General features: G+C 69.2%; 17 protein-coding genes and 3 tRNA genes. 16 read left to right on the forward strand and 4 right to left on the reverse strand.

Features of this window, described 5'->3' with window-relative positions; genetic code table 11:
* Positions 1–286 precede the first annotated feature (286 nt).
* A tRNA-Lys gene (locus AB0333_RS15365) sits at positions 287–359 on the reverse strand.
* 97 nt (positions 360–456) lie between these two features.
* Positions 457–1,032, reverse strand: a complete 576-nt coding sequence (locus tag AB0333_RS15370; RefSeq protein WP_245952036.1) for a hypothetical protein — start codon at positions 1,030–1,032, stop codon at positions 457–459.
* Between the two features lie 136 nt (positions 1,033–1,168).
* On the opposite strand from AB0333_RS15370, the gene ilvD reads away from it, so the two are divergent.
* The 11 genes from ilvD to gltX all read left to right on the forward strand — a co-directional run bounded on the left by ilvD (position 1,169) and on the right by gltX (position 16,239).
* A complete protein-coding gene (ilvD, locus tag AB0333_RS15375) occupies positions 1,169–2,926 on the forward strand; it encodes a dihydroxy-acid dehydratase (RefSeq protein WP_366219567.1) in 1,758 nt (585 codons plus the stop codon).
* A 361-nt stretch (positions 2,927–3,287) separates the two neighbouring features.
* A complete protein-coding gene (locus AB0333_RS15380) occupies positions 3,288–5,159 on the forward strand; it encodes an acetolactate synthase large subunit (protein ID WP_366219568.1) in 1,872 nt (623 codons plus the stop codon).
* A gap of 3 nt (positions 5,160–5,162) precedes the next feature.
* Positions 5,163–5,675, forward strand: coding sequence for an acetolactate synthase small subunit (gene ilvN / locus AB0333_RS15385; RefSeq protein WP_115930964.1), 513 nt, complete (start codon positions 5,163–5,165; stop codon positions 5,673–5,675).
* Between the two features lie 58 nt (positions 5,676–5,733).
* Positions 5,734–6,765, forward strand: a complete 1,032-nt coding sequence (gene ilvC / locus AB0333_RS15390) for a ketol-acid reductoisomerase (RefSeq protein WP_115930965.1) — start codon at positions 5,734–5,736, stop codon at positions 6,763–6,765.
* Positions 6,766–6,991: 226 nt separating this feature from the next.
* Positions 6,992–8,590, forward strand: a complete 1,599-nt coding sequence (serA, locus tag AB0333_RS15395) for a phosphoglycerate dehydrogenase (protein WP_115930966.1) — start codon at positions 6,992–6,994, stop codon at positions 8,588–8,590.
* An 820-nt stretch (positions 8,591–9,410) separates the two neighbouring features.
* The gene (locus AB0333_RS15400; protein ID WP_366219578.1) at positions 9,411–9,521 is read left to right on the forward strand and encodes a PT domain-containing protein; all 111 of its coding nucleotides are present in this window, start codon (positions 9,411–9,413) and stop codon (positions 9,519–9,521) included.
* 71 nt (positions 9,522–9,592) lie between these two features.
* Positions 9,593–11,239 (forward strand): methionine--tRNA ligase, encoded by a 1,647-nt coding sequence (gene metG / locus AB0333_RS15405; protein WP_366219569.1) that lies wholly within the window; start codon positions 9,593–9,595, stop codon positions 11,237–11,239.
* Positions 11,240–11,311: 72 nt separating this feature from the next.
* Positions 11,312–12,436, forward strand: a complete 1,125-nt coding sequence (locus tag AB0333_RS15410) for a 3-isopropylmalate dehydrogenase (RefSeq protein WP_366219570.1) — start codon at positions 11,312–11,314, stop codon at positions 12,434–12,436.
* Between the two features lie 122 nt (positions 12,437–12,558).
* Entirely contained in the window at positions 12,559–13,683 is a 1,125-nt protein-coding gene (locus AB0333_RS15415) for a branched-chain amino acid aminotransferase (RefSeq protein ID WP_366219579.1), read from the forward strand.
* 58 nt (positions 13,684–13,741) lie between these two features.
* The gene (locus AB0333_RS15420) at positions 13,742–14,545 is read left to right on the forward strand and encodes a fumarylacetoacetate hydrolase family protein (protein WP_366219571.1); all 804 of its coding nucleotides are present in this window, start codon (positions 13,742–13,744) and stop codon (positions 14,543–14,545) included.
* Positions 14,546–14,661: 116 nt separating this feature from the next.
* Positions 14,662–16,239 carry a glutamate--tRNA ligase gene (gltX, locus tag AB0333_RS15425; RefSeq protein ID WP_366219572.1) on the forward strand — a complete coding sequence of 526 codons (1,578 nt, stop codon included), beginning with the start codon at positions 14,662–14,664 and terminating at the stop codon, positions 16,237–16,239.
* On the opposite strand, the gene AB0333_RS15430 is transcribed toward gltX, so the two are convergent.
* Positions 16,236–17,615, reverse strand: a complete 1,380-nt coding sequence (locus AB0333_RS15430; RefSeq protein WP_366219573.1) for an APC family permease — start codon at positions 17,613–17,615, stop codon at positions 16,236–16,238. The two genes, gltX and AB0333_RS15430, sit on opposite strands and share 4 nt — an antisense overlap.
* 148 nt (positions 17,616–17,763) lie before the next feature.
* On the opposite strand from AB0333_RS15430, the gene AB0333_RS15435 reads away from it, so the two are divergent.
* From AB0333_RS15435 to AB0333_RS15455, 5 genes are all read left to right on the forward strand, one after another.
* Positions 17,764–17,835, forward strand: a tRNA-Gln gene (locus tag AB0333_RS15435).
* Between the two features lie 114 nt (positions 17,836–17,949).
* Positions 17,950–18,025, forward strand: a tRNA-Glu gene (locus tag AB0333_RS15440).
* Positions 18,026–18,121: 96 nt separating this feature from the next.
* A complete protein-coding gene (locus AB0333_RS15445; RefSeq protein WP_366219574.1) occupies positions 18,122–19,915 on the forward strand; it encodes a dynamin family protein in 1,794 nt (597 codons plus the stop codon).
* Between the two features lie 3 nt (positions 19,916–19,918).
* Positions 19,919–21,673 (forward strand): dynamin family protein, encoded by a 1,755-nt coding sequence (locus AB0333_RS15450; protein WP_366219575.1) that lies wholly within the window; start codon positions 19,919–19,921, stop codon positions 21,671–21,673.
* Positions 21,670–22,935, forward strand: coding sequence for a thiamine-phosphate kinase (locus AB0333_RS15455; protein WP_366219576.1), 1,266 nt, complete (start codon positions 21,670–21,672; stop codon positions 22,933–22,935). Before AB0333_RS15450 ends, AB0333_RS15455 begins: the two co-directional genes overlap by 4 nt.
* Positions 22,936–22,960: 25 nt before the next feature.
* Here AB0333_RS15455 and AB0333_RS15460 read toward each other — a convergent pair whose 3' ends face one another.
* Positions 22,961–24,379 carry a UDP-glucose/GDP-mannose dehydrogenase family protein gene (locus AB0333_RS15460; protein ID WP_366219580.1) on the reverse strand — a complete coding sequence of 473 codons (1,419 nt, stop codon included), beginning with the start codon at positions 24,377–24,379 and terminating at the stop codon, positions 22,961–22,963.
* Positions 24,380–24,714: the final 335 nt, after the last annotated feature.

Here is a 24,714-nt window from a genome sequence, read left to right on the forward strand (position 1 = left end):
AACCAGTGCCGTTGTTGCAGCACCAGCAGGTGCCCATCCATGCTTCACGATCCGGTTTACCTCGATCTTCCCTCATCGCAGCGACTGTCGATAGCCGATAGCGTGGCACGCTTTGGGCACGGGAGGTAGACCTGAAGGTGAACGGACAGTGCTCCGGGCGTGTCGATTCTCACAACGATGCCGGCGGCGCCTTCGTGGGAGCGCTCGTGCCGGTGACGGAGAGACCAGATTTCAGACGGAATTGCAGAAGGGCCCCGGTCCTGTGACCGGGGCCCTTCTGGTGGGGTGCACCCCCCGGGACTCGAACCCGGAACCCATTGATTAAGAGTCAATTGCTCTGCCAGTTGAGCTAGAGGTGCCTGTTGTTTTGGACCGGTAAACGGTCCGTGCAACGAGGAAAAACTTTAGCAGAGAACCGTGGTGGACGCGAAATTGGCAGAGGCGTGGCCTTCGCCACTACGGGCGGTGGTCTCCGGACGCGGCCGGCTCAGGGGTCTCGTCGGTCTCATAGCCGGTCTCATCGCCGGCTTCCCCACTGCCGACGGTCTCACCGGTCTCGGCGTAGTAGGACTCCAGGGTGTCCATGAAATGGGACATGAACTGGTGGAAGTCCTCGGCGTCCTCGTCCTGCTCCAGAACCAGGGTGCCGTCGTCGCCCTCCTCAGAACCGGGCCTGAGAGCCGTGAGGTGGGCACGGAGGTTCTCGGGCAGTGGCACCCGGGGCGCCCCGGAGACCTCAAACCAGGTCCGGAAGCCGGTCACGGTCTCGACCTGGTAGCCGGTGCCCGTGTCCGCCAGGGTGGCCACGTTGCCCAGGGCCACCGTCGCGATGGACGTGTCGGCCGGGACCTCGGGCAAGGCATCCAGGTCAACCGGGCACAGCAGTAGCTCGAGGGGCTGCCGGCGATACCCGATCGTCCAGGGATTGCCGGCGCCGGAGGGCTGTGCGTAGACGAGATTGAAGTCGCCGTGGTTGAACACGCGGGTGTCGAAAACCCCGCGGAGCAGGTGCTTCAGGTCTTCGCCGTCCATGGGGCCAGTCTACGGATAGCCACGATGCTGCGGGTGGGTGGTGCGCGGGGTGTCGTGTGCGGGGTGTCGTGCGTGGGGAGTCGTGTGTGGTGTCACGTGGGGCCGGACCGTGGCGGGCGGTCCTAGGATGTTGCCCATGACCACCCCCACCGCAGACACCACCCTTCCCGGCGGTTCGGAGGGCGGAGGCAACTCCGGCGCCTCCACCCCGGACATCAAGCCACGCTCCCGCGCGGTCACCGACGGAATGGAGCGCGCCCCCGCACGCGGCATGCTCCGCGCGGTCGGCATGGGCGACGACGACTTCGCCAAGCCCCAGATCGGCATCGCCAGCTCCTGGAACGAGATCACCCCGTGCAACCTCTCCCTGGACCGCCTCGCACAGGCCTCCAAGGAGGGTGTCCACGCCGGTGGCGGCTACCCCCTCGAGTTCGGCACCATCTCCGTGTCGGACGGCATCTCCATGGGCCACGATGGCATGCACTACTCGCTCGTGTCCCGTGAGGTCATCGCCGACTCCGTGGAGACCGTGATGCAGGCCGAGGCCCTGGACGGCTCCGTGCTGCTGGCCGGCTGTGACAAGTCGCTGCCGGGCATGCTGATGGCCGCCGCCCGTCTGGACGTGGCCAGCGTGTTCATCTATGCCGGGTCCACCATGCCGGGGTACGCCACCCTGGAGGACGGCACGGAGAAGCAGGTCACCCTGATCGACGCCTTCGAGGCCGTGGGCGCGTGCGCCCGCGGGCTGATGAGCGAGAAGGACCTGGACACCATCGAGCGGGCCATCTGCCCGGGGGAGGGTGCCTGTGGCGGCATGTACACGGCCAACACCATGGCCTGCATCGGCGAGGCACTCGGCATGTCCCTGCCCGGCTCCGCCGCCCCGCCCTCGGCCGACCGACGCCGCGACGCCTTCTCCCGCAAGTCCGGCGAGGCCGTCGTCAACCTGCTGCGCCTGGGCATCACCTCGCGGGACATCATGACCATGAAGGCCTTCGAGAACGCTATCGCCGTGACCATGGCCTTCGGCGGTTCCTCCAACGCGGTGCTGCACCTGCTCGCGATCGCCCGTGAGGCCGGCGTCGACCTCACCCTCGACGACTTCAACCGCATCGGTGACAAGGTTCCGCACCTGGGTGATCTCAAGCCCTTCGGCCAGTACGTCATGACGGACGTGGACAAGGTCGGCGGCGTTCCCGTGGTCATGAAGGCACTGCTGGATGCCGGACTCATCCATGGCGACGCGCTGACCGTCACGGGCAAGACCGTGGCCGAGAACCTGGCGGACCTCACGCCCCCGGACCTGGACGGCAAGGTCCTGCGTGCCCTGGACAACCCGCTGCACCACAACGGTGGGCTCGCCGTCCTCAAGGGGTCCCTGGCTCCCGAGGGCGCCGTGGTGAAATCTGCTGGTTTCGACGCCGACGTCTTCGAGGGCAATGCCCGCGTCTTCGAGCGCGAACGCCAGGCCATGGACGCTCTCGAGGCGAACGAGCTGCAGGCGGGCGACGTCGTCGTCATCCGCTACGAGGGCCCCAAGGGTGGCCCGGGCATGCGCGAGATGCTGGCCATCACCGGGGCCATCAAGGGCGCCGGCCTGGGCAAGGACGTCCTGTTGCTGACGGATGGCCGCTTCTCCGGCGGTACCACCGGCCTGTGCATCGGCCACGTGGCCCCGGAGGCGTCCGACGCCGGCCCCATCGCCTTCGTGCGCGACGGCGACCGGATCCGCGTGGACATCGCCGCCCGCACCCTGGACCTCCTCGTTCCGGAGGACGAGCTGGAGGCTCGCAAGGACGGCTGGGAGCCGATCCCGCCGAAGTTCACCACCGGGGTGCTCGGCAAGTACGCCAAGCTCGTGCACTCCGCCGCCGAGGGCGCCTACCTCGGCTGATTGTCCAAGGACCGGACACCCGTCTCATGATGTGAGACGGGTGTCCGGTAGATTGACACGGTAAGCACCCACTCGGGGATACTGGTCGCATGTCCAACACACGACTAGTCGTCGTTATCCAGCGCCTGGCCTGAACCACGGTTCGGTACGGCGGGTTCGCCCGCTGCCAGGCGCGAAACCCCGAGTAGGCCAACCGGCCGCCGTCGGGGTTTTTTTGTTGGGGAAGCGGAACGAGGCCGGCCATCACATCGGCTTCACTGGTTTCTCCGCCAGCAGGCGGACGACCCGGGGGACACCCGGGCCGGGCACCCAAGAGGCTTTGAGTAGCCATCGGACTAGCAGTGACGAAGAAGGCACAGCAATGAGCAACGGATCTCGCATCACCCCGTCGGTGATGCCATCCCATACGGCCCGTGACAAGCGGGACAGGAACGAGTCGCCGGCCGACAGTCTGGTCCCCGGCCTCAACAGAGTCGTCGAGCCGGTGCAGATGACCGGATCACAGGCGATCGTGCGGGCGCTGGAGGAACTGGGTGTGACGGACGTCTTCGGGCTCCCGGGCGGAGCGATCCTGCCGACCTACGACCCGTTGATGGACTCCACCACCATCCGCCACATCCTGGTGCGCCACGAGCAGGGCGCGGGCCACGCGGCACAGGGCTACTACCTGGCGTCGGGCCGGCCCGGCGTGGCGATCGCCACGTCGGGTCCCGGTGCCACCAACCTCGTGACGGCCATTGCGGACGCCCACATGGACTCCCAGGCCTGCGTGTTCATCACGGGTCAGGTCGCCTCGACGGCCATCGGCTCCGATGCCTTCCAGGAGGCTGACATCGTCGGCATCACCATGCCGATCACCAAGCACTCCCGGCTGATCACGAAGGCCGCCGACATCCCCCAGGCCATGGCCGAGGCCTTCCACATCGCCACCACCGGCCGTCCCGGCCCCGTCCTGGTGGACGTGGCCAAGGACGCCCAGCAGGCGATGATGGAGTTCTCCTGGCCCCCGAAGATCGACCTGCCGGGCTACCGGCCGGTGCTCCGCGGTCACTCCAAGCAGGTGCGGGAGGCGGCCCGGCTCATCCAGCTGGCCGAGCGTCCGGTCCTGTACGTGGGTGGCGGCGTCTCCCGCGGCCATGCCAGCGTCGAACTGGCCGAGCTCGCCGAACTGACCGGCGCGCCGGTCGTGACCACCCTGACGGCGCGTGGCGTCTTCCCGGACTCCCATGGGCAGCACCTCGGCATGCCGGGCATGCATGGCTCCGTGGCAGCCGTCTCCGCCCTGCAGATGTCCGACCTGCTGATCACACTCGGGGCCCGCTTCGACGACCGCGTCACGGGCCAACTGGACTCCTTCGCGCCGAAGGCCAAGGTCATCCACGCCGATATCGACCCGGCCGAGATCTCCAAGAACCGCACGGCGGACGTGCCGATCGTGGGTTCGGTCAAGGAGATCATCCCCGAGCTCACCGATGCCGTGCGGGACACCCATGCCGAGGCCGGGAAGCCGGACCTGGCCGAGTGGTGGACCGTGCTGAACCGACTCCGCGAGACCTACCCGATGGGCTACACGCCCACCGAGGACGGACTGATGAGCCCGCAGAAGGTCATCGAGCGCCTCTCCGCGCACTCCGGGTCCGAGGCCGTGTACGTGGCCGGGGTGGGTCAGCACCAGATGTGGGCCAGCCAATTCGTCCAGTACGAGCGCCCCCACCAGTGGTTGAACTCCGCCGGCCTCGGGACCATGGGCTTCGCGGTCCCCGCAGCCATGGGTGCCCAGGTCGGCAATCCGGACCGCGTGGTCTGGGCCATCGACGGAGACGGCTGCTTCCAGATGACCAACCAGGAGCTGGCCACCTGCCTGATCAACAAGATCCCGATCAAGGTGGCGATCATCAACAACTCCTCGTTGGGCATGGTCCGGCAGTGGCAGACCCTGTTCTACGAGTCCCGCTACTCGAACACGGATCTGAACACCGGGCACGACACCATCCGGGTGCCCGACTTCGTGAAGCTCGCCGAGGCGTACGGCTGCGTCGGCCTGCGGTGCGAGAACGAGGAGGACCTGGACGCCACGATCGAACAGGCCCTGGCGATCAACGACCGCCCGGTGGTCGTCGACTTCGTGGTCTCCCGAGACTCCATGGTGTGGCCGATGGTTCCCTCCGGCGTGGGCAACAGCGAGATCCAAGTGGCCAAGGATATGACCCCGGACTGGGACGAGGAGGACTGACCCATGGCACGACACACGCTGTCCGTATTGGTGGAGGACGTGCCGGGCGTGCTGACGCGCGTCGCCAGCCTCTTCGCCCGCCGGGCCTTCAACATCCACTCCCTGGCCGTGGGCACCTCGGAGCTCGAGGGGCTGTCCCGCATCACCGTGGTGGTGGACGCCGAGGGCGACCTGCTGGAACAGGTGACCAAGCAGCTGAACAAGCTCATCAACGTCATCAAGGTCGTCGAGCTCTCGTCCGGTGGCTCCGTCCAGCGCGACCACCTGCTGGTCAAGGTTCGCTCCGATGCCGCGTCCCGGTCCCAGGTGGTCCAGGCCGTCGAGCTCTTCCGCGCATCCGTGGTGGACGTCTCCACGGACTCGGTGACCATCGAGGCGACCGGCGCGGCCGACAAGCTGTCCGCCCTGCTCGAGGTCCTGGAGCCCTTCGGGATCCGTGAGCTCGTCCGCTCCGGCACCATCGCCGTCGGGCGCGGGGGCAAGTCGATGACCGACCGCGCTCTCCCCAAGAGCTGAACTCAGAACCAATCCCAACCATCTCATCCAACAGACATCCACAACGAGGAGATTTCCTGTGACGACCACCAAGTACTACGAAGACGACGCCGACCTGTCGATCATCCAGGGCCGCACCGTCGCCGTCATCGGCTACGGCTCCCAGGGCCACGCGCACTCCCTGAGCCTGCGCGATTCCGGTGTCGACGTCCGCATCGGCCTGGCCGAAGGCTCGAAGTCCCGTGCCAAGGCCGAGGCCGAGGGCCTGCGCGTCGTCTCCGTGGCCGAGGCCGCTGCTGAAGCGGACCTCATCATGATCCTGACCCCGGACCAGGTCCAGGGCGCGGTCTACAACGAGCACATCGCCCCGAACCTGCAGGACGGCGACGCCCTGTTCTTCGCGCACGGCTTCAACATCCGCTTCGGCTACATCCAGCCCCCGGCCGGCGTGGACGTCGCCCTGGTCGCCCCGAAGGGCCCGGGCCACGTGGTCCGCCGCGAATTCGAGGCCGGCCGCGGCGTGCCGGCACTGGTCGCCGTGGAGCAGGACGCCACCGGCAACGCCAAGAACCTCGCCCTGGCCTACGCCAAGGGCATCGGCGGCACCCGCGCCGGCGTCATCGAGACCACCTTCACCGAGGAGACCGAGTCCGACCTCTTCGGCGAGCAGGCTGTGCTCTGCGGCGGCGCCTCCCAGCTGGTCCAGTACGGGTTCGAGACCCTGACCGAGGCCGGCTACCAGCCGGAGATCGCCTACTTCGAGGTCCTGCACGAGCTCAAGCTCATCGTGGACCTGATGGTCGAGGGCGGCATCGCCAAGCAGCGCTGGTCCGTCTCGGACACCGCCGAGTACGGCGACTACGTCTCCGGCCCGCGTGTGATCGACCCGTCCGTCAAGGAGAACATGAAGGCCGTGCTGGCCGACATCCAGGACGGCACCTTCGCCAAGCGCTTCATGGACGACCAGGCCGCCGGCGGCCCCGAGTTCAAGAAGCTGCGCGCCGCCGGGGAGGCCCACCCGATCGAGAAGACCGGCCGCGAGCTGCGCCAGATGTTCTCCTGGCTGAAGGACTCCGACGACGACTACACCGAGGGCACCGCGGCCCGCTGATCGAGCCCGCACCACTGACCGCTTTCAGTCGACTTCGCGTGGGTCTTAGAGCCCGGAACCCACGCGAAGTCGACTGAAAGCGTTGGCGAGGGGCCGTCGTCGTCCCTCAGGCCGGCCACCGGGCCGCTCTGCGGACCGCCGACCATCCCTGCCTACCCCTAGAATCGAAACGGCCGACCCGAGCCAGCGCGGTCGGCATCCCTGACTACCCGAAGGTGATTGACCCGTGTCTGAGACCAAGCCCGTTGTCCTCATTGCTGAAGAACTCTCCCCGGCCACGGTGGACGCGCTCGGTCCGGACTTCGAGATCAGGACCACGGACGGTGCGGATCGGGCTCAGCTGCTGGCGGCCCTGCCGGAGGCCAACGCGGTGCTGGTCCGCTCGGCCACCAAGATGGACGCCGAGGCCATCGCGGCCGCTCCGAACCTGAAGGTCATCGCCCGGGCCGGAGTCGGGCTGGACAACGTGGACACGAAGTCCGCCACCCAGGCCGGCGTCATGGTCGTCAACGCCCCGACCTCCAACATCCTCTCGGCCGCAGAACTGACCTGTGGCCACATTCTCGGGGTGGCCCGCAACATCGCCCCGGCCAACCGTGCGCTCAAGGGCGGCGAATGGAAGCGGTCCAAGTACTCGGGGGTCGAGCTCTACGAGAAGAAGCTCGGCATCATCGGCCTGGGCCGCATCGGCTCGCTGGTGGCAGAGCGCATGCGCTCCTTCGGCATGGAGATCCTGGCCTACGACCCGTACGTCACCTCCGCCCGCGCCCAGCAGATCGGTGCCCGGCTGCTGTCCCTCGACGAGCTGCTGGCCGAATCGGACTTCATCACCATCCACATGCCGCGGACCCCGGAGACACTCGGCATGATCTCGGACGAGCAGTTCCGAATCATGAAGGACACCTCCTTCGTGGTGAACGTCGCCCGCGGCGGCCTGATCGACGAGGACGCCCTGCACCGTGCCCTCGAGGCGGACATCATCGGTGGCGCGGCCATCGACGTCTTCTCCTCCGAGCCCGCCGTGGACCTGCCGTTCTTCGCCCATGACAACGCCGTGGTCACCCCGCACCTGGGCGCCTCCACCGAGGAGGCCCAGGAGAAGGCCGGCGTGTCCGTGGCCAAGTCCGTTCGCCTGGCGCTGGCCGGCGAGCTTGTCCCGGACGCCGTCAACGTGGCCGGCGGCGTCATCCACGAGGACGTCCGTCCCGGGATCCCGCTGGCCGAGAAGCTCGGCCGCATCCTCACGGCACTGTCCACGGGAGACTCGCTCACCGTGGTGGAGCTCGAGGTCGCCGGTGAGATCGCGGACAAGGACGTGAAGTCCCTGCAACTGGCCGCCCTCAAGGGCGTGTTCACGGACGTCGTCTCGGACCAGGTCTCCTATGTCAACGCTCCGGTCCTGGCCGAGCAGCGCGGCGTCGAATCCCGGCTGACCACCACCGCCGAATCCCCGGCCTACCGGAACACCGTCACCGTCAAGGGCGCCACCTCCAACGGCACCCAGATCTCCGTGGCCGGCACCCTGACCGGGCCGAAGCAGGTGCAGAAGGTCGTCGGCATCGATGGCTACGAGCTCGAGGTCCCCATGGCGGAGCACCTGCTCGTGTTCCGCTACACCGACCGTCCGGGCGTCATCGGCACCATCGGCCAGGTCCTCGGCGACGCCGGCGTGAACATCGCCGGCATGGACGTGTCCCGCCAGGAGGAGGGCGGGGAGGCACTGGCCCTGCTGACCCTGGACGCCACCCTGCCCTCCGGCGTGGCCGAGGAGCTCGGCAACGCCATCGGCGCCTCGAAGGTGGCCGGCATCGACCTGGAGGACTGACCCTCCCAGCGTGTCCTTCATCACGCTCTCATCCGCGAATGCTTGACTTCTGCCATGCAGAAGACAGAGGCCCCAGAGCATCCAGAGGCCCCCGAGGTACCAGGGCACCCAAAGGCCCACGGGGAGTCCGAGGCTCGTTCTGCCGCGCGCGGCGGAGGCACGCGCCCGTGGTGGCAGCCCACCCTGTGGTTCCTGCTCGCCGCCGGACTGGCGTTGGTCATCCTCTCCGCGGTGGTGCCCCTGGTCCTGGGGGCCGGACCCGTGGACCGGACCTCCCCGGTGCGGGTGTTCTTCGACGTGGCCGGGGAGCGCAACCTGCCGACCTGGTGGAACGCGGGCCTGCTGTTGATGGCCGGTGCCCTCAGCGTCGCCGTCGGACTGCTGCGCCGCCCCGCGCGTCTGGACGGCCGCGGTGGTTGGGCCGCCTGGAGCGGGTTGGGAGCGCTGCTGGCCATGATGTCCCTTGACGAGTTCGCCGGCATCCACGAGCGGCTGGACGGGCTGTGGCGGCGGCTCGTGGGGGACAACCCGCTGCCGGCCTTCGAGTGGCTGATGCTGGGCGTGCCGGTGGCCGGCGCCGTCGTCGTGTTCCTGTGGCTGTGCGCCCGCGTGCTGCCGGCCCCGTCCATGGCGCTGTACGTGCTGGGCATCGTGGTGTTCTTCCTCGGGGCGCTCGGTGCCGAGGCCGTGGTGGTGGGGGTCGGGGTGCCGCTGGACTCGTGGGCCTACGTGGCGAGCTATCACGTGGAGGAACTGCTGGAGTTCACCGGCTCCGCCCTCCTGGTGGTCGCACCAATGGCCGCCGTCCGGTTGACTTCCGGTGGGGAGACCAACCGGCAGACCAACCGGCAGACCAACCGGCAGACCAACCGGCAGACCAACCGGGAGACCAACGGGTCGGTCAGCGAAACCGCCAGCGGGCTGCAACTGACGTGGCACGCCGGCCGCCGGCGGGGCATTGAGCCGGCCCGGCCGGCGTCGGCGATGCGATAGATTCGACGGGTGACTTCTCCGGATGCCGAGCCCCAGAACCAGACCCCCGAGCGGGAGCCGTACTACCTGACGACCGCCATCTCTTACCCGAACGGCGAGCCCCACATCGGGCACGCCTACGAGTTCGTCGGCACGGACGTGATGGCCCGGTTCCAGCGACTGGATGGCAAGGACGTGTACTTCCTGACCGGCACGGACGAGCACGGCCAGAAGATGCAGCAGACGGCGCAGGCCGAGGGCATCACGGCCCTGGAGCTCGCCACCCGGAACTCGGCGGCGTTCAAGGCGGTCGACGACGAGGTGCTGGACATCTCCTACGACCGGTTCATCCGCACCACAGATGCCGACCACACCTCGGCGGTCCAGGAGATCTGGCGTCGCATGGAGGCCGCCGGGGACATCTACCTGGACCAGTACTCCGGCTGGTACTCCGTCCGGGACGAGCGCTTCTTCGGCGAGGACGAGACCGAGGTCCGCCAGGACGGGAAGCGCTATGCCACCGAGACCGGCACCGAGGTGACGTGGACGGAGGAGGAGAGTTACTTCTTCCGGCTGTCCCAGTACCAGGACCGGCTGCTCGAGCTGTACCGCACCCGGCCTGACTTCGCCGCGCCGCAGTCCCGGTTCAACGAGGTCATCCGCTTCGTCGAGTCCGGCCTGGAGGACCTGTCCATCTCCCGGACCTCCTTCGACTGGGGGATCGACGTCCCGGCCCCCGCCGAGGGCTCCGGGAACCGGCCCACGCAGGACCACGTCATGTACGTCTGGGTGGACGCCCTGACCAACTACCTCACCGGTGCCGGCTTCCCGGCTGAGGACTCGGAGCAGTTCCGCTTCTGGCCCGCCGACCTGCACGTGATCGGCAAGGACATCTCGCGGTTCCACTGCATCTTCTGGCCGGCCTTCCTGATGAGTGCCGGGCTCGAGCTGCCCCGGCGGGTCATGATCCACGGTTTCCTCAACAACAACGGCGAGAAGATGTCCAAGTCGCTGGGCAACGTCGTCGGCCCCGCGGAGTGGGTCGAGCACTACGGCCTGGACGCCGTGCGCTACTTCCTGCTGCGCGAGTTCCCCTTCGGTGCCGATGGCTCGTACAGCCACGAGGCCGTCGTCGGGCGAAAGAACGCGGACCTGGCCAACAACCTGGGTAACCTCGCCCAGCGGTCCCTGTCCATGGTGGCCAAGAACCTGGACGGTGCGGTGCCCCAGCCGGGGGAGTACACCGCGGCGGACCGTGCCCTGCTGGACGCGGCCGCCGGCCTGTTGGACACGGCACGCGCGGACTATGGCGTGCAGGACTACCACCACGCCCTCGAGGTCACGTGGGCGCTGCTGGGCGATGCGAACGCCTACTTCGCCGAGCAGCAGCCCTGGGTGCTGCGCAAGACCGACCCTGCCCGGATGGCCACGGTGCTCTACGTGACCCTGGAGACCGTGCGCCGTGTGGCGCTGCTCGTACAACCGGTCATGCCGGGGTCCGCGGCGAAGCTGCTGGACCTGCTGGGCATCGCCCGCAGCGGCGACGCCGGCCGCACCGGTGCCTCAGGCGCCGGCCCGCGCTCCTTCGCTGCCTGGGACGAGGCCCTGGTGCCGCGCAGCTCCCTGCCCGCGCCCCAGCCGGTCTTCCCGCGGCACGAGGAGCAGGGCGCCAACTGAGGCCATGTCCACCATGTGGACTGCCCGACCACATGGTGGACGCTCGTCACGGTGTCGGCCTAGCCTGTCGCCATGGACACCACCGCCTCCGCCACCGTTCCGTCTGCCACCACGTCCGGTGCGGCCACCGCCCTGGATCTCGCCGTCATCGGCGGCGACGGGATCGGCCCGGAAGTCACCGCCGAGGCCGTCAAGGTCATGCGCGCCGCCACGGCTGCCGCCGGCGACGCCGAGATCAGGGCCACCGAGTACACCCTCGGGGCCGCCCATTGGCTCGCGACGGGGGAGACCCTCACCGACGAGGCGCTGGAGCAGTTGCGCGGACATGACGCCATCCTGTTCGGCGCCGTCGGTGCCGCCCCCAACGACACCCGGATCCCCTCTGGGCTGATCGAACGCGAGCTGCTGCTCAAGCTCCGGTTCTCGCTCGACCACGGCGTGAACCTGCGCCCCTCCCGCCTCTACCCTGGCGTCCCGAGCCCGCTGGCCCACCCCGGGGACATCGACTTCGTGGTGGTCCGTGAGGGCACCGAAGGCCCCTACGTGGGCAACGGGGGAGCCATCCGGACCGGCACGGCACAGGAGATCGCGACCGAGGTCTCCATCAACACCGCCTTCGGTGTGGAGCGCGTGGTCCGGCATGCCTTCGCCCTGGCCGCCACCCGGGAACGCCGGCACGTCACCCTGGTGCACAAGCACAACGTCCTGGTCCACGCCGGACACCTGTGGCGCCGCACCGTGGAGGCCGTGGCCACCGAGCACCCGGACGTCACCCACGACTACATGCACGTCGATGCCGCCACCATCTTCATGACCACAGACCCGGCCCGCTTCGACGTCATCGTGACGGACAACCTGTTCGGAGACATCCTCACAGATCTCGCCGCGGCTGTCACCGGGGGCATCGGCCTGGCCGCCTCCGGCAACGTCAACATCTCCGGCACCGCGCCGTCCATGTTCGAGCCGGTCCACGGTTCCGCCCCGGACATCGCCGGCCAGCAGAAGGCCGACCCGACGGCGGCCATCCTCTCCGGTGCCCTGCTGCTCGAGCACGCTGGCCGCCCCGAGGCCGCCCGCCGCATCAACGAGGCCGTGTACGCGGACATCGCGGCGCGTGGTGGGGCAGGCGGAGGGGCGGACAGCGGGGCCGTGCGGAGCACCGCCGAGATCGGCGACGCCATCGCGCGCTCCGTCTGAGGCGGTACCGGCGCCTGTCAGCACCCGGCCGTCTGTCAGCATCCAGCCGCCAGCCGTCACCGCCCCGGGAGCCGGCGGGTTCTATGATGGATGCACCCGATGAGAAAGAAGTTGCCGTGACCATGGAATTCGCCCGCCATCCCCATCCCTCGCCGATTGCCGAGGAGCGGCGCCGGGAGATCCTGGTCAACCCCGGCTTCGGACAGCACTTCACCGACCACATGGTCTCCATCGACTGGACCCGGGAGTCCGGGGAGACCGCAGCGGTCTCCTCGGCACCCCACAGTGGGGGAGAGTGGCATGATGCTCGCCTCGAACCGTTCGGCCCGCTGTCCCTCTCTCCGGCGGCCGCCGTGTTCCACTATGCGCAGGAGATCTTCGAGGGTCTCAAGGCCTACCGGCATGACGACGGCAGCGTGTGGACCTTCCGCCCGCAGGCCAACGCCGCACGGCTCAACCGGTCCGCCCGCCGCCTGGCGCTGCCGGAGCTGCCGGAGGAGGTCTTCCTGGAAGCGCTGCGTGTGCTGGTCTCCACGGACCAGTCCTGGGTCCCCGATGGTGACGGCCAATCGCTCTACCTTCGCCCCTTCATGATCGCCACCGAGGAGTTCCTCGGCGTGCGGCCGGCCAACGAGGTCGGTTTCAAGGTCATCGCGTCCCCGGCCGGCAACTACTTCGGCGGCGAGCTCAAGCCCGTGTCCATCTGGGTGTCGCGTGAGCTGGCCCGTGCCGGCCATGGCGGAACGGGTGCCGCCAAGTTCGGGGGCAACTACGCCGCGTCGCTGGCGGCCCAGCTCGAGGCTTCGGCCCACGGCTGCGACCAGGTCCTGTTCTTGGATCCGGTCCGGGACAACGCTGTCGAGGAACTCGGCGGCATGAACGTCTTCTTCGTCTTTGCGGACGGCAGCCTGGTGACCCCCGAGCTGACCGGCACCATCCTGGAGGGCGTGACGCGCTCCTCCGTGCTCCAGTTGGGCCGGGATCGCGGCATGAACGTGTCCGAGCGCACCATCACCGTCGAGGAATGGCGCGCGGGTGTGGCCAGCGGCGAGATCACCGAGGTCTTCGCCTGCGGCACGGCTGCGGTCATCACCCCGATCGGCACCCTCGTGGACGGAGAGGACTCCTTCACGTCGCCGGCGGTCGATCCGACCACGTCGGTGGCGCTGGACATCCGCCGCGAGCTGCTGGACCTGCAGACCGGCCATGGCGATGATCGGCACGGTTGGCTGTACCGGCTGGTGTGATCCGGTGAGTGTGACCGGGCGGGCCGCGACACCGGCTGCGCTGACTTAGGCTGGTCCCATGCGCATTGCCCGATTTGTTGTAGACGCCGAACCTCAGTACGGACTCGTCGAGGGGGAGGCGGATAACCCCCAGGCTGACTCGGAGGACCTCGAGGTCGTGGTCCTTCACGGGGACCCGTTCTTCCAGGGCATCCAGCCCACTGCCACACGCCACCGTCTGGCGGACGTGCGCCTTGTGGCCCCCATCATTCCCCGGTCCAAGATCGTGGGCATCGGGCGCAACTGGGCGGACCACGCCTCCGAACTCGGCAACGCCGTCCCGGACAGCCCGCAGTTCTTCCTCAAACCCAACACCTCCGTGGTGGGCCCGGGCGAGCCGGTCACCCTGCCGAGCTGGAGCGATCAGATCTCCTATGAGGCCGAGCTGGCCGTGGTCATCGGCACGATCTGCAAGGACGTCCCCGCCGAGCGCGTGGACGATGTGGTCTTCGGCTACACGGTCGGCAACGACCTCACCGCCCGGGACGCGCAGAAGTCCGATCTGCAGTGGGCCCGAGCCAAGGGCTTCGACGGCGCCTGCCCCCTCGGGCCATGGATCGAGACCGGCCTGACCAGTGCGGACACCGAGGACCTGGGCATCCGGATGGAACTCGACGGCGCCGTCGTCCAGGACGGCCGCACCTCGGACATGGTCTTCGGCGTGAAAGAGATCGTCTCCGCTGTCTCTCAGGCCTTCACCCTGCTCCCCGGTGACGTCATCCTCACCGGGACGCCGGCCGGCGTCGGGCTCGTGGAAGGCGGGCAGCGGACCGAGGCGACCGTGGAGGGCATCGGTACCCTCACCACGGTGTTCCGCCGCTGACACTGTCCCAGCACCTCCGTCGGCCCGGGGCAGGGCAACCGCAGCGGGCCCCGCAGGGGCCGCCGGACCGCCCGTGACGAGAACGCGGCGGGGGCCGCACTAGAATGGTGGCCATCATGAGCCCTGAAACCCGACCGGCCCCTGCCGATGTTCCCGCTGTCCCCGCCGAGACGCCCGTCCGCGTCCGCTTCTGTCCCTCACCCACCGGAACCCCGCACGTCGGGCTGATCCGCACGGCCCTGTTCAACTGGGGCTGGGCGCGCCACACTGGCGGCAAGATGGTGTTCCGCATTGAGGACACCGACGTCAAGCGCGATTCCGAGGAGAGCTACCAGCAGCTGCTGGAGGCCATGGACTGGCTCGGCATCGACTGGGACGAGGGCGTGGAGGTCGGTGGACCGCACGGCCCGTACCGGCAGTCACAGCGGGCCGAGCTCTACCAGGAGGTCATCACCAAGCTCCGGGACGCCGGCTACATCTACGAGGCCTTCTCCACGGCTGACGAGGTCGAGGCCCGGCACCGGGCCGCCGGCCGGGACCCGAAGCTGGGCTATGACAATTTCGACCGCGAGCTGTCTGACGAGCAGAAGCAGGCCTTCCGGGCGGAGGGCCGCCAGCCGGTGCTGCGCCTGCGCATGCCGGACACGGACATCACCTTCACGGACACCGTCCGCGGTGAGATCACCTTCCGGGCGGGCTCCGTCCCGGACTTCGTGGTGGTCCGTGCCGATGGGAACCCGCTGTACACCCTGGTGAACCCCGTGGACGACGCCCTCATGGAGATCACCCATGTACTGCGCGGTGAGGACCTCCTTTCCTCCACGCCCCGCCAGATTGCCCTCTATCGGGCTCTCTACGCGGTGGGTGTGGCCCGGTACATGCCGGAGTTCGGGCACCTGCCCTACGTCATGGGCGAGGGCAACAAGAAGCTGTCCAAGCGTGATCCGCAGTCGAACCTCTTCCTGCACCGTGAGCGCGGTTTCATCCCCGAGGGGCTCATCAACTACCTGGCCCTGCTGGGCTGGTCCCTCTCCGCGGATGAGGACATCTTCACCCGCGAGCAGTTCATCGAGGCCTTTGACATCCACCAGGTGCTGGCCAACCCCGCCCGCTTCGACGAGAAAAAGGCCACAGCGATCAACGGCACCCACATCCGGATGCTGGACGCCGCCGACTTCCGTGGCCGGCTGGTGCCCCACCTGCAGGCTGCGGGCCTGGTGGGAGAGTCCCTGACCGACCGGGAGAACGAGATCCTCGACGCCGGCGCCCCCCTCGTCCAGGAACGCATCGCCCTGCTGGGGGAGGCCGTGGACATGCTCGCCTTCCTCTTCCAGCAGGACGAGGACATCAAGACGGCGGACGGGGCCCTGAAGGGCATGCCCTCCGATCTGCCGGCGGCCCTGGCCGCGGCCCGGGCCGGCCTGGACGGGGTCGACGCCGGCTCGTGGACCGTCGAGTCCATCGAGACTTCCCTGCGTGCCGCGTTGATCGACGGCCTGGGACTCAAGCCGCGGCAGGCCTTCGGCCCCGTGCGGACCGCCGTGTCCGGCAAGAAGGTCTCGCCACCGTTGTTCGAGTCCCTGGAGATTCTGGGCAAGCACTCCACACTGACCCGCCTGGACCGGTTTGCGGCAGAGCAGGCTGAACAGGCAGAGCTGGCAGAGCAGCAGGCGGCGTCAACGCCGGAAGCCTAGGGCGCCGGGCGGCATCCTTCTGCTGAGCCCTTTTCAGAGCCCTTTTCAGAGTCCTTGTCGGTGGCGTGCTCGCGGCGGGCCCGTCGGCGCCAGGCGGCCAGACCGGCGAGCACCGCCGCGAGGGCGAGGAACGGCAGACCGAGTCGCCAGACCTCGCCCTCGACCTGGGTGGTCAGGCCGATGCAGGAGACGATCCCGGCCACGGGCAGGAACGCCGGAACACGGAAGTGGCGCCGGTCCACCGGGTCCCGCCGCAGCACGAGCACGGCGGCATTGACCGCGGTGAACACCACGAGCAGCAAGAGCACCATGGTGCCCGCCAGGATCTCCAGCGTGCCGGTCAGCGCGAGTACCAAGGAGAGGCCGGTGGTGGCGATGATGGCCACCCAGGGAGTCCGCCGTTGTGGCAGCAGCCGGGTCAGCACGGCCGGCAGCAGCCGGTCCCGGGCCATGCCGTAGGCCAGGCGTGAGGACATGATGCCGGTCAGCAGGGCGCCGTTGGCCACCGCCACGAGGGCGATCACACTGAAGAGGATCGGCGGGACGAATCCGGCGGCCGTGACCACCTGGAGCAGGGGAGCAGAACTCTCGGCCAGTTCAGCCGTGGGGATGACGGCCGCAGCAGCCGCTCCGACGAGTGCGTAGACGATTCCGGCCACGACCAGGGCGCCGAAGAGGGCCTTGGGGTAGGACCGGGCCGGGTCCTTGGTCTCCTCGGCGATGTTTACGCTCGTCTCGAAGCCCACGTAGGAGTAGAAGGCGAGGACGGTGCCGGCCAGGACGGCGGGCAGTGGACCTTGGTCGTCCGTGCCCAACTCCGTCAGCCGGCTGAGATCCCCGTCTCCGCGGGCCACGACGATGATGCCGAGGATGACCACCAGTATCAGGCCGGAGACCTCGATGATGGTGGCCACGCGGTTGGCGCCCATCGACTCTGAGATGCCCCGTGCGTTCAGCGCGGCCAGCAGCCCCAGGAAGACCACCACCACGAGTGCCGTGGGGAGCGTGACGAACTCGCTGAGGTAGTCGCCGGCGAAGCCGAGCGCCAGGGTGCCTACGGACACGATGCCGGCCGAGAGCATGCAGAACCCGACCAGGAAGCCGACGAAAGGGCCGAAGGCGCGCATGGTGTAGTGGGCGGAGCCTCCGGCGCGCGGATACTTGGTGGCCAGCTCAGCGTAGGAACCGGCCGTCAGCAGCGCCAGGACCAGGGCCGCCACGAGGGGGACCCAGACGGCTCCGCCCGCAGTGGCGGCGATCTCGCCGGCCAGGACGTAGACGCCCGCGCCGAGGACATCGCCGAGGATGAAGAAGAAGAGCCCCGCGGTGGTGACCGTGCGGCGCAGGGAAACAGGCTGACCAGAGGGTGCTGTCATGGACTCACTGTAGGCATGAGAGAGTCTGCATGGCGGCCGTTTTGTCATTGGGGCGGAACGTCGGTATAGTAAACACCCGTGCCGGAGTGAGTCCGGCATGAATGGCGCAAGAGGGATGCAGGTCACTGAATCACTCCTTGACAGCCATTGGGGTATGGTGTAATCGGCAACACAACGGTTTCTGGTACCGTCATTCTAGGTTCGAGTCCTGGTACCCCAGCGGAGTTCATCGGTTCGGTTTCGGTCGATTTGGTGGAATCCCCCAGAGTGTGAAACACTACTGGGGTTGTCCAATCGGAAATGCCCCACGGCAGGACGGTTGAGCAACGGTGACGGCCCCATCGTATAGCGGCCTAGTACGCTGCCCTCTCACGGCGGTAACGCGGGTTCGAATCCCGCTGGGGTCACCAGTTGAGAAGACCCGGTCCATCAGGACCGGGTCTTTTTCTTTGCCCGCCGGAACCTGCTGTGCTCCGCTGTCCTGTTCCGGTGCCATGATGGGATGCGTGAGCACTGATCCCACCCCCGTCCCGCCACAGCGAGCGGCCCAGGCCGTGGACCTGCTGAGCCGGCTGCGCAGCGAACTGGCCGGGGTGTCCCTGCCGCTCGGGACCGATGCAGCTGCTGGGGCCGTCCGAGTACGGGACGCTGCCATCGCCCAGCTGGACGACTACGTCCTGCCGCGGTACCGCAGCCTGGACGCACCGCTGTTGGCCGTCGTCGGGGGATCAACCGGTGCCGGCAAGTCCACTCTCGTCAATGCCCTGGTGGGGCACGCCGTGACTCGTTCCGGCGCCATCCGTCCGACCACACGGCAACCGATCCTTCTGCATCACCCGGAGGACGTCGACTGGTTCACCACCACCCGCGTGCTGCCGAACCTCTCCCGGACCACCGGCCACCGCGCCGTGCCGGGGACTACGGTGCCTGCCGAACGCGTGGGGGTGGATCCCGATCCCGTGGCCATCAATTCCCTGGTTCTGGTGGCCGAGCCAGCCCTGCCAGCCGGCCTGGCCCTGCCAGCCGGCCTGGCCCTGCTGGACGCCCCGGACATCGACTCCATCGCGGACGAGAACCGCCGGCTGGCGGGTCAGCTCCTCTCGGCCGCGGACCTGTGGATCTTCGTCACCACCGCGAACCGCTATGCGGATGCCGTCCCCTGGGAGCTGCTCCTGGACGCCGCCGCGCGGGACATCACGGTCGCCGTGGTGCTGGACCGCGTTCCGGCCGGCGTGGAGGATGAGGTGGCCACGGACCTGCGTGGGCTCCTGGAACGTCAGGGGTTGGGCTCGGCCGGGCTCTTTGTCGTCACGGAGTCCGCCCTCGACGCCCAGGGAATGCTCCCGGCGGGCGCCGTGCGGCCGCTGCGCGAATGGCTGGAGTCCATTGCCGGTGATGCCGGTTCCCGAGCGGACGTGGCCCGCCGCACCCTCAACGGGGTGGTTCGGCAACTGGCTGAGAAGACCTCGGTCCTGGCGGAGGCCGAGGACGACCAGCGCCACGCGGCGACCCGGCTGGCCGGGGACGTGGACTCCGCCTACGAGCAGGCGCTGGCGGGCGTGCTCGCCTCGACCCAGGACGGGACGCTGCTGCGCGGCGAGGTGCTCTCCCGCTGGCAGGACTTCGTCGGCACAGGAGAGTTCTTCCGGTCGTTGGAATCGGGGATCGGACGGTTGAGGGACCGGATCACCTCCTTCTTCCGAGGCCGGCCGGCCCCACCGGAGGACGTCGAGATGGCGATCGAGACGGGCTTGCACGCCGTCCTCGTGGAACAGGCCGCTGCCGCCTCGGAGAAGTCCGCCCAGCGCTGGCGTCAGGACGCCGCCGGGCGCGCGCTCGTCACCGGCCTGGACCCAGCCGGGCTCCCCGCCGACTTCAGCGACCGTGCGGCCGCCGAGATCCGGGGCTGGCAGGGTGACCTGATCTCGCTGATCGAACGGGAAGGCGCCGGCAAGCGGACGATGGCCCGGATCTCCGCTCTGGGGGTGAACGGCGTGGCCGTGACCCTGATGATCGTCTCCTTCGCCGCCACCGGCGGGCTGCTGGGCATCGAGGTCGGGATCGCCGGGGGGACCGCGGTGGTGGCTCAGAAGCTGCTCGAATCGATCTTCGGCGAGGACGCTGTCCGCCGGCTGGCCCAACGCTCCCAGGAGAATCTCGTGGACCGGATCACCGGGCTGCTGCAGGCCGATGCCCGCCGGTTCACCGCCCTGCTGGACGACGTCCGAGACCAGGAGGAGACCGATCAGCTGCGTTCCCTTGCCCCTGAACTGCGCCGGCTGGCCGGACGGGAGGGCTGACCCGTGACGACGCACGACTCCAGTCCGCTGGACCTCAAACTCGCGGCCCTCGAGACTGCCGCCCGGCTGGGCGAGGGCCGGGTGACCGAGGAAGCGTTGGCCTCCGCCCGTCAGGTGGTGGAACGAGCCCGGGAGCGACGCCGGCTCTCGGCCGACCACACGGTCGTCGGCTTCTTCGGTGCCACCGGTTCCGGGAAATCCAGCCTCTTCAACGCGGTCACCGGTCACCCTCTCGCCCGGGCCGCAGCCACGCGGCCCACGACCTCTGAGCCCCTGGCCGCCGTGTGGGGTGCCGACGGGTCCGAACCGCTGCTCGACTGGCTGGAGGTCTCCCACCGTCACCAGCTGGACGGTCCCGCGGCAGGAGTTGAGCCCTCGGGACCGTGGTCCCGGCTGCTCGGCCAGCGCTGGACCAGGAAAAACGGGAGGCAGAGCGATGGGCAGCACGGACGCACGAACGGCCGGCAGAACGACCAGCCTGGGGGCCTGATCCTGCTGGACTTACCGGACTTCGACTCGATCGCCGTCCGGCACCGGGAGATCGTGACCCGGCTGGCCGGCCAGGTGGACGTGCTCGTCTGGGTCGTGGACCCGCAGAAATACGCGGATGCCGCCCTGCACCGCGAATTCCTCGAGCCGCTGGCCGCCCACCGCGGCGTCACTCTCGTGGTGCTGAACCAGATCGACCGGCTGGCCGAGGCGGATGTGGAGGCTGTGACCGCGTCCCTGAAGGGCATCCTGGCTCAGGACGGCCTCGCCCGCGTACCCGTCTATCCCGCCTCGGCCACCACCGGCGCCGGAGTCGAGCCCCTCCGGTCTGCCATCGCGGAGGTGGCCCAACGACGGAGCGCCGCCAGTGAACGGCTGCTCTCGGATGTGCGCACGGCCGCCAAGGCCCTTGGCGCCGAGGACGCGGGAGGCGTTCCGGCCGGCGTCGGGAAGGCAGACGAGGCCAGGCTCGTGGACGCGCTGACCAAGGCTGCCGGCGTCACCACCGTGGTGCGGGCCGTGCAGCGGTCCTACCGGCTCGAGGGCGGCCGCCGCACCGGATGGCCTATGGTCCGGTGGGCCACGCGCCTTCGTCAGGACCCATTGCGCCGGCTCGGGTTGCGCCGCGGGGACGTTCCGCAGCGCGGAATGAATCGGGTGTCGGCCTCCGCGGCCGACGATCCGCGACTGCACCGGAGCTCACTGCCCGAGCGCAGCCCGGCCCAGCGGGCGCAGGCCGACGGTGCCATCCGAGCCTTCGCCGAGGTCACCGGAGCTGGCGCCCCGGACGCGTGGCGTTCCTCCATCCGCCGTGCCGCCCGCAGCCATGCGGACACACTCCCGGACGAGCTGGACCAGGCGATCACCTCCACCGACCTGGGGGCCGGAAAGGGCTCATGGTGGTGGCACGTGGTCAATGCCCTCCAGTGGATCGCCCTGGCGGCTGCCGTGGCCGGTCTTGCCTGGCTGGGCGTCCTGGCACTGGCAGGGTACTTCCAGTTCGAGATGCCACCCGCCCCGGACGTGGAGGGCTTCCCGATTCCCACGCTGCTCGTGTTCGGCGGACTGGCCTTCGGGCTGCTGCTGGCACTGCTGATGGCCCCCTTGGTGCGGCTGGTGGCGCGGAACCGCGCGCGCCGGGCCCGACGCCGGCTGCGCGCCGCGGTCTCGGTGGTCGCCCGGGAGCGCATCGCCGAGCCGGTGACGGCGGAGATCGAACGCTACGGTGCGTTCCGGGAGGCGCTGGCGGCGGCCAGTGGGCGCCATTGACCGCGCCAGGCACGACACCGACCCCGCGAGCCCGCCAGACCGTCGGCGGGCTGGGCGAGTCGGGGATCCTGCGGATCCTGAACCGCCGATTCGCCACCGTACCGGCAGCGGGAGACTGGCCGGAGGGGACCGTCGGCCCCGGGGATGATGCCGCCGTCGTGTCCGCCCCGGACGGCCGATTCGTCATCACGACGGACGCCATGGCACAGGACCGTGATTTCCGCCTGGACTGGCCAGCCGTTCCCCGTGGGCTGGCCAGCAGGTCTGACGGCAGGACTGAGGGTGGGCCCGATGGCGGGTCCAACGGAGGGAGGTTCGACGGACACGGCTTTGCGGGCGGCTATGCCACCGGTTGGAAGGCCGCTGCCCAGAACCTCTCCGACATCAACGCCATGGGGGGCGAGCCCTCCGGTCTGCTCCTGGCCCTGACCATGCCCCCCACCACACCCGTGGCCTGGATCGACGGCCTCGCCGCCGGGCTCGCCGGGGCGGTGCGCCACCTCGGAGCGGCCCGTTGCCGGATCGTCGGCGGGGACTTGGGCTCGGATGACCGCATCACCGTGGCCGTCACCGCCACGGGCGACCTGGACGGCCGGCCGGCGGTGCGGCGCACCCTTCCGCCGGCAGCCTGCGCGGGCACGGCTGGCGTCGATCTGGGCCTGGACCTGGTCTTGTGCGGCCGGGCCGGCTGGGCCGCCGCCGGCCTGGCCGTGCTGGAGACGCCCCGCGGGCTGTTGGATGAACGGCTGCGCATTGCCGAAGGGGCGGAACAGAAGGAACAGAAGGAACAGAAGGAACAAGCGGAACAGGGGGACCAGCTGGACCACGGCGTCCGGCGACTCGCCGCGCTGGCGGCCGCCGCCCAACTCCGGCCCCGGCCCGTGCTGGGCGCAGGACGAGTGGCCGCGGAGGCCGGGGCACTGGCCATGATGGACGTCTCCGATGGCGTGCTGAAGGACGCCGGCCGCCTGGCCACGACCAACGGCCTGCGGGCGGACCTCGATCCGGACTGGGTGCGCCGCGAGGCCTCGGTCCTCGTGCCCCTGGCGCGCGCCCTGGACCCCGCGAGCGGGCAACGGACCGCCGAATGCTGGGTGTCCGCCGGGGGAGAAGACTACGGCCTCCTCGCCGCACTGCCCACGGGGGCCACGGTGCCGCCGGGATTCCGGCGGATCGGACGCCTGGTCGCCGAGTCGGGAGCACCCGCGGCAGCGGCTAGCCTAGGCAGCGCAGGCGGGTGGGACCACTTCACGGACCGGTGACCGGCCGGCGTCGTTCTCCTTGGCTTCACACCGACTTTTCCGGGGCGAAGCGGTGTCCGAGAGCGGCGTGGGTGAAGCCGGCGGCTCGCCAGGGGGCGGGGTCCAGGACGTTGCGGGCGTCGATGAGGGTGCGGCGGTCCATGAGCCGGCCGATGTCCTCGGGGTCCATCTGGCGGAACTCGTCCCATTCGGTGAGCAGGATCATCAGGTCGGCACCGATGACGGCCTTCTGCAGGGTGTTGACGTAGCCCAGGCGGGGAAAGCGGCGGGCGGCGTTGGCGTTGCCCTTCGGGTCGTAGACGGCCACCTCGGCCCCGGCGGTGAAGAGCCGGTTGGCGACGTCCAGGGCGGGGGAGTCACGAACATCGTCCGAATGGGGCTTGAAGGTGACTCCGAGGATCGCGATCTTCGCTCCGTTGAGGACCTCGACGGCGGCCGGGGAAGGTACGGTGCCGGAGCCGTCGCCCACGCCGGTGGTGCGGATCGAGCCGTTGAGGCTGTGGGAGAGGACCTGGACGGCGAGGTCGACGACGCGGTCGCGGCGGCGCAGGTTGATGTCATCCATCTCGGCCAAGAAGCGCATGGTGCGGTCCAGGCCGAGTTCGGAGACCCGGGCCTGCAGCGCCCGGATGTCCTTGGGCAGGCAACCACCGCCGAAGCCGACGCCAGCGTTGAGGAACTTCCGCCCGATCCGAGGATCATGGCCGATCGCGTCCGCCAGGGTGCCGATATCCCCGCCGGCGATCTCGGTGATCTCCGAGAAGGCGTTGATGAAGGAGATCTTCGTGGCCAAGAAGGCGTTGGCGGCGACCTTGACCAGTTCGGCGGTGGCGAAGTCCGTGGCGATCCACGGGGTGCCCTCGGCCAGGGACTTCGCGTACACCTGACGCAGCACGTTCTCGGCGTGGGCCGATTCCACGCCGACGACCAGGCGGTCCGGGGTCAGGGTGTCCCTGACCGCATACCCCTCGCGCAGGAACTCCGGGTTCCAGGCCAGCTCGACCGTACCCGGCAGGCCGGCGTGGGCGCGGGCGTCCGCCAGCAGGGTGCCCAGGCGCTCGGCGGTGCCGACCGGGACGGTGGACTTGCCCACGATCAGTGCGTCCCGGGTGATGTGCTCGGCCAGGGAGGCTACGGCGGCGTCCACGAAGCGCAGGTCCGCGGCGGACTCGCCGGGCTTCTGCGGAGTGCCGACCCCGATGAAGTGCACATCGGCCCAGGTGCCGACCTCCTCGTAGGAGGTGGTGAAACGCAACCGGCCGGAGTCCACGTGCTTGGTCAGCAGTTCCGGCAGGCCGGGCTCGTGGAAGGGCAGCTCCCCGCGGGTCAACGCGTCGATCTTCGCCTGGTCGATGTCCAGGCCCAGGACCTCGAACCCCAGCTCCGCCATACACGCTGCATGCGTGGCCCCCAGATACCCCGTCCCGATCACTGAGATACGCAGCGGTGGCCCCCCACCAGCGTCCCTTTCCAGGCTGGGGGCAGTGGAGGCTGCAGGCTCGGTACGGATGGGAGGCTCGGTCTGGGCGGAAACGATGGCTGGCTCGGTCACGTGGCCCATCGTAGGGACGGGCGCGTCCGACGTCACGGCTGGGAGACGAACACCATGCCTCGAATGCGCGAACACTTCGCTGCTGTCCGAGTGCCTGTCCGGGTGCCTGTCCGGGTGACTGGCTGGCTGGGTGGCTAGGTGCGTGGGTCAGTAATCGTGGGGTCGATCTTTAAAACGCCGGCGGATTGACCGGGCTGTCTCCTGGCGGGCTGGGAGAATCGGGTGAT

It is taken from the genome of Citricoccus sp. NPDC079358, from assembly GCF_040702545.1.
Classification (GTDB): Bacteria; Actinomycetota; Actinomycetes; order Actinomycetales; family Micrococcaceae; genus Citricoccus.

What these genes read in the sequence shown, in the direction of transcription:
- AB0333_RS15370 (WP_245952036.1), bottom strand. Translation starts at nt 1,032, where the DNA reads ATGGACGGCGAAGACCTGAAGCACCTGCTCCGCGGGGTTTTCGACACC.
- ilvD (WP_366219567.1), top strand. Translation starts at nt 1,169, where the DNA reads ATGACCACCCCCACCGCAGACACCACCCTTCCCGGCGGTTCGGAGGGC.
- AB0333_RS15380 (WP_366219568.1), top strand. Translation starts at nt 3,288, where the DNA reads ATGAGCAACGGATCTCGCATCACCCCGTCGGTGATGCCATCCCATACG.
- ilvN (WP_115930964.1), top strand. Translation starts at nt 5,163, where the DNA reads ATGGCACGACACACGCTGTCCGTATTGGTGGAGGACGTGCCGGGCGTG.
- AB0333_RS15410 (WP_366219570.1), top strand. Translation starts at nt 11,312, where the DNA reads ATGGACACCACCGCCTCCGCCACCGTTCCGTCTGCCACCACGTCCGGT.
- AB0333_RS15415 (WP_366219579.1), top strand. Translation starts at nt 12,559, where the DNA reads ATGGAATTCGCCCGCCATCCCCATCCCTCGCCGATTGCCGAGGAGCGG.
- AB0333_RS15420 (WP_366219571.1), top strand. Translation starts at nt 13,742, where the DNA reads ATGCGCATTGCCCGATTTGTTGTAGACGCCGAACCTCAGTACGGACTC.
- gltX (WP_366219572.1), top strand. Translation starts at nt 14,662, where the DNA reads ATGAGCCCTGAAACCCGACCGGCCCCTGCCGATGTTCCCGCTGTCCCC.
- AB0333_RS15430 (WP_366219573.1), bottom strand. Translation starts at nt 17,615, where the DNA reads ATGACAGCACCCTCTGGTCAGCCTGTTTCCCTGCGCCGCACGGTCACC.